This window comes from Neisseria sp. P0014.S002, from assembly GCF_051958295.1.
In the GTDB taxonomy this organism is placed as follows: domain Bacteria; phylum Pseudomonadota; class Gammaproteobacteria; order Burkholderiales; family Neisseriaceae; genus Neisseria; species Neisseria flavescens_B.
Genome location: NZ_JBQCVO010000069.1, coordinates 1 through 276 on the forward strand (window position 1 = coordinate 1; position 276 = coordinate 276).

1 protein-coding gene is annotated in these 276 nt (G+C 40.9%); it reads right to left on the reverse strand.

What is annotated here, in order from left to right; all coding sequences use genetic code 11:
- Positions 1–276: POTRA domain-containing protein (locus ACTHSX_RS10645; RefSeq protein WP_440379670.1), on the reverse strand; the 276-nt coding region annotated here is incomplete at both ends.

Consider the following 276-nt stretch of genomic DNA (forward strand, 5'->3'; position numbering starts at 1 on the left):
TATAATCATCGTATTTTTGATGCTCGACTAACTCGCCTTGTTTTGGCAAGTTTTTACGGAGTGCCGTGAAGTTTTCATCTTCTGCTGCTTCGCCTGTAATTTCAACGTCTGTTCCAGCAATTTTACTTGGCTCACCCGGGGTGACATCCGCAATAAGTAAATCTCGTTGACCTTTGCGTTTTTTTAATTCAAAGGCCACGGAAGAACCATAATAACCGAAGACTCGAAGGCCTTTATCAACAGCATTTGAAACTAATTGTTTATAACGATCTGAGC